This window comes from uncultured Methanofollis sp. (genome assembly GCF_937919355.1).
GTDB lineage: Archaea > Halobacteriota > Methanomicrobia > Methanomicrobiales > Methanofollaceae > Methanofollis.
In genome coordinates this window covers 1-2178 of sequence record NZ_CALFSA010000197.1, presented here as the reverse complement: position 1 = coordinate 2178, position 2178 = coordinate 1, and the positions used below count along the sequence as shown (strand labels likewise).

Here is a 2178-nt window from a genome sequence, read left to right as displayed (position 1 = left end):
CATGCAGACGAAGATCCTCCTGGACGAGGACGCCATGCCGAAGGCCTGGTACAACATCCAGGCAGACCTGCCGACGCCTCTCGCCCCGCCCCTTCATCCGGGCACGGGAAAGCCGGTGACGCCCGACGATCTTGCGGCAATCTTCCCCCGCGAACTGATCCGGCAGGAGATGACGACCGAGCGCTCCGTCCCCATCCCTGACGAGGTGCGGGACATCCTCAGGCTCTGGAGGCCGAGCCCCCTGTACAGGGCGCGGCGCCTCGAAGAGTACCTGAAGACGCCGGCGAAGATCTACTACAAGTGGGAGGGCGTCAGCCCGCCGGGCAGCCACAAGCCGAACACGGCGGTGCCCCAGGCCTATTACAATATGAAAGAGGGGATCGAGCGCCTCTCCACCGAGACAGGGGCGGGGCAGTGGGGCTCGTCCCTCGCCTTCGCGACCGCCCTCTTCGGGATGGACTGCACCGTCTACATGGTCAGGTCGTCCTATGCCCAGAAACCGTACCGGAAGAGCATGATGCAGGTCTACGGGGCCGAGTGCATCCCGTCCCCGAGCGAGAAGACGGACGCGGGCAGAAAGGTCCTTGCCGACCACCCGGACACCCCGGGGAGCCTCGGCATCGCGATTTCCGAGGCGGTGGAGGACGCGGTGAAACACGCAAACACGAATTACGCCCTCGGTTCGGTCCTGAACCATGTCTGCCTCCACCAGACGGTCATCGGCCTCGAAGCGCGGGAGCAGCTCGCGATGGCCGACGCCTATCCCGACATGGTCATCGGCTGCGTCGGCGGCGGTTCGAACTTCGCCGGCCTCTCCTTCCCCTTTGCCGGGGACAAACTCCGCGGCAAACTCCCGGAGACCGATATCGTCGGCGTCGAACCGACTGCCTGCCCCACGCTGACGAAAGGGCTCTATGCCTATGACTACGGCGACATCGCGGGCCTCACGCCCCTCATGAAGATGTTCACCCTCGGCCACGACTTCGTGCCGCCGGCGATCCACGCGGGCGGTCTGCGGTACCACGGCGTCTCGCCCCTCGTCGCGCATCTCGCCGATGCCGGAGCGATGCGGGCCGCCGCCTACCACCAGAACGAGGTCTTCGAGGCGGCCGTCACCTTTGCGCGGACAGAGGGGATCATCGTCGCCCCGGAGGCGGCCCATGCCGTGAAGGCGACGATCGACGCTGCTCTCGAATGCCGGAAGACCGGCGAGGAGAAGGTGATCCTCTTCAACAACTCGGGCCACGGCAATTTCGATTTCTCGAGTTACGACTCCTATCTTGCCGGCGGCCTTCCCGACTACGAGTACCCGGCCGAGTTGATCCGGGACTCGCTCGCGCACCTGCCTGAGGTGAGGTGATGCCGGTGGAATGGCTACTGCCGTGACCGGCGAAACAGAGGTATTCAGGCCGGGCTACGAGGCGTTTCTTGCCGCTGCAGAGACGCGGCCCCGGCCCCTCATCATACCTCTCTGTCAGGAACTCCCTCTCCCGCCCGTAACGCCCCCCGAGGTCTATGCAGGGCTCTGCAAAGGCGTCGGTTTCCTCCTCGAATCGATGGAGGGCGGCGAGAAAAGCGCGCGCTACTCGGTGATCGGGGTCGATCCCGTGCTCAGGTTCTCCCTCGGAGAGACGACCGAGATCGCCGGCGCCGACCCCTTCGTCGGGATCGCCGCCTCTCCTGAGGGGACAAATCCGGTCGAGATGGTCAGGTCCGTCCTCGGCCGGTTTACCGTCGCCGATGTCGGTGCCCCGAGATATTTCGGCGGTTTCGTCGGCTACTTCGCGTACGACCTCGTCCACCGTCTCCACCCGAAGACCGGACCGGGCCGCCAGGACGGCCCTGGCACGCCCCTGGCGAGGCTCCTCCTTGCACAGGACTGCATCGTCTTCGACCATGTCGCCGGCAGGATGTACGTCTTCTCAAGCCCCCTGCTGACCGAAGAGACCGACCCCCGCAGGGCGTACGAAGAGAGCAGGGCGAGGATCGGGGCGCTGGTCGCGCAGATCGGGGCGCTCGCCCCTGAGGAGAAGAGGCCCCTTCCCTCCCCTGCGGCCGGAGACCTCCCCTGCCGTTCGACCTTCTCGAAGGAGGCCTTCGAGGCCGCCGTCCTGAAGATGAAGGAGCACATCGTGGCAGGCGACATCTTCCAGGGCGTCCTGTCCAGGCGGATCGACT

The 2178-nt window shown here is 65.9% G+C and carries 1 protein-coding gene and 1 pseudogene; both read left to right on the top strand.

The features are described 5' to 3' along the window. The first annotated feature begins 1 nt into the window (after position 1). Complete coding sequence (locus Q0520_RS09710; protein ID WP_298669456.1) at positions 2 to 1360, top strand: TrpB-like pyridoxal phosphate-dependent enzyme; 1359 nt, start codon at positions 2 to 4, stop codon at positions 1358 to 1360. A 10-nt stretch (positions 1361 to 1370) separates the two neighbouring features. Further along, positions 1371 to 2178: pseudogene (locus tag Q0520_RS09705) on the top strand (anthranilate synthase component I); the annotation flags it as partial.

Bases quoted from the DNA above. Each gene is read 5' to 3' on its own strand.
- Q0520_RS09710 (WP_298669456.1), top strand. From the start codon at position 2: ATGCAGACGAAGATCCTCCTGGACGAGGACGCCATGCCGAAGGCCTGG.